This is a genomic window from Streptomyces sudanensis (genome assembly GCF_023614315.1).
Taxonomy (GTDB): Bacteria; Actinomycetota; Actinomycetes; order Streptomycetales; family Streptomycetaceae; genus Streptomyces; species Streptomyces sudanensis.
In genome coordinates this window covers 237,247-239,559 of sequence record NZ_CP095474.1, presented here as the reverse complement: position 1 = coordinate 239,559, position 2,313 = coordinate 237,247, and the positions used below count along the sequence as shown (strand labels likewise).

General features: G+C 75.4%; 2 protein-coding genes. Both read right to left on the bottom strand.

What is annotated here, in order from left to right; translation table 11 throughout:
* Positions 1-80 precede the first annotated feature (80 nt).
* The gene (locus tag MW084_RS01065; RefSeq protein WP_010468082.1) at positions 81-1,547 is read right to left on the bottom strand and encodes a SulP family inorganic anion transporter; all 1,467 of its coding nucleotides are present in this window, start codon (positions 1,545-1,547) and stop codon (positions 81-83) included.
* Positions 1,548-1,561: 14 nt separating this feature from the next.
* A complete protein-coding gene (locus MW084_RS01060) occupies positions 1,562-2,143 on the bottom strand; it encodes a carbonic anhydrase (protein ID WP_010468083.1) in 582 nt (193 codons plus the stop codon).
* Positions 2,144-2,313 lie beyond the last annotated feature (170 nt).

The window sequence follows — 2,313 nt, the reverse complement described above, 5'->3', positions numbered from 1 at the left end:
ACAGCGCCCGGCNGNTTCGCCCCGCGCGGCGGGGCGAACCGCCGGGCGGGGGCGCGGGGACGGACGGGGCCGCCCCCGGATCACAGGGAGGACGGCTCCGGGCGGGCCGACGGGGCTCTGAGCAGCGCGCTGTGCCGCTCCGACCAGTTCTCCAGCGCCGTGCGGCAGGCGTGGTCGAGGTGGTGGAGGCCCGACAGGTCCAGCTCCACCGGGCGGTCGTGGGGAAGCCCCTCCAGGGTGTCCAGGATCTTCGGCAGCCGCAGGAAGGTCGCGTTGCCCGACAGGTGGGCCTGGACCGGGCCGGCGCCCTTGTCGACGACGGTCAGCCGGATGTGCGACGCGTCCCACGCGGCCTTCGCGACCGACAGGGCGAGCCCGATCAGCACCCCCTCGAACATGTTCACCGCGACGATCGCCACCGCCGTCACCACCAGGATCAGCGCCTCCCCCCGGTGCGCGCGCCACAGGGACAGCACCGCCCGGAACGGGATCAGCTTCCACCCCGCGTGGACGAGGACGCCCGCGAGCGCCGCCAGCGGGATGAGGCCCAGCGCGGCCGGCAGCAGCGCCGCGAACAGCAGCAGCCAGACGCCGTGCAGCACCCGGGACGCCTTCGTGCGGGCGCCCGCCTGCACGTTGGCCGAACTGCGGACGATCACCGCGGTCATCGGCAGCGCGCCGAGCACCCCGCAGACCGCGTTGCCGGTGCCCTGGGCGATCAGTTCCCGGTCGTAGTGGGTGCGCGGACCGTCGTGCAGCCGGTCCACGGCCGCCGCGCTGAACAGCGACTCCGCCGACGCGATCAGCGCGAACGCCAGGGCGGTGCCGAGCAGGGCGACGTCGCCCAGCTCCCCGAGGGAGTCGAGGCCGGGCGGCCGGACCGCGTCCAGCAGCCCGTCCACCTCCACGGTCGCCACCGGCAGCGCGAACGCCCAGGTGGCCGCCGTGGCCAGCACGACCGCGGCGAGCGCCCCCGGTACCGCGCGGCCCCGCTCCGGCAGGCGCCGCCACAGCACGAGCACGGCGACGGTGCCCGCGCCCACGGCCAGCGAGACCAGCGCCGATCGGTTGCCGACGGCCTCCACGACCGCGCCGGGCAGGCCGGCGATCTTGTCCAGTCCGGAGGCCGGGGCCTTCATCCCGGCCGCCGCGTACAACTGGCCGGCGATGATGACGAGGCCGATGCCGGCGAGCATCCCCTCCACCACCGACACGGAGATCGCCCGGAACCAGCGCCCCCACCGCAGGGCGCCGAGGACGATCTGCACGAGGCCCGCCAGCAGCACGATCACGCCGAGGGCGGGCAGGCCGAACTCGTGGACGGCCTCGAAGACGAGCACGGTCATGCCCGCGGCCGGCCCGGACACCTGGATGCTGCTGCCGCGCATCAGACCGGTGACGACACCGCCCACGATGCCGGTGATCAGGCCCAGTTCGGCGGGCACACCGGAGGCGACGGCGACGCCCAGGCACAGCGGGACGGCGACGAGGAACACGACGAGCGAGGCGGCGAGGTCCTGCTTCAGATGCGGGAATCGGGACACCATGGTGGTCGCCCGCCTCACAGGGACTCGAAGGCGTCCGTCGCCGCGCGGTGTTCCCGCACGGCCCCGGTGTGCACCTCGTAGTACCAGCCGCGCAGCGTGAGCCGCCCGTCCTCCAAGCGCCGCCCGACGCACGGGTAGGAGCGCAGCCGCAGCAGCTGGGCGAGCACGTGGTGCTGCACGGCCTCGGCGACGGCCGGGTCGTCGGCCCGCCCCGGCGCCGGTTCGGGCGCGGCGTGCGCCAGCCACTCGCGCACCGCGGGCACGGAGCTGAGGTCGTCGCCCCGCACCAGCGCGCCCACGGCGCCGCAGTGGGAGTGGCCGCAGACCACCACGTCGCGCACGCCGAGGACCTCGACGGCGTACTCGATGGTGGCCGCCTCCCCGGTGGGGCGGCCCGAGGTGTACGGGGGGACGATGTTGCCCGCCGTGCGCAGTTCGAACAACTGGCCGGGCCGGGCGCCCGTGATCAGGGCGGGGACGACCCGCGAGTCGGAACAGGTGATGAAGAGGACCTCGGGCGACTGGCCCTGGGCCAGTGGGGCGAACTCCTCGGGGCGCTGTCCGAACGCACGGGCGTTGTCGATGAGGGGTTGCACAGGTGATTCCTCCTGGCGCGCCGCGACGGCGCGTCGGGCCGATGAGACAGGACCGGGTGAACGGTGCCGCTCAGCAGCGGAGGACCTGGAGGTCGGCGAGGGTGGGCGCGGTGCGCGGCGCCCCCCGGCCCGGGGGCGGGACCGGGCCGGTCCGCGCCCGGGCTNGTGNG

Excerpts from the sequence above, each read along its gene's own strand:
- MW084_RS01065 (WP_010468082.1), bottom strand. The coding sequence starts at position 1,547 with ATGGTGTCCCGATTCCCGCATCTGAAGCAGGACCTCGCCGCCTCGCTC.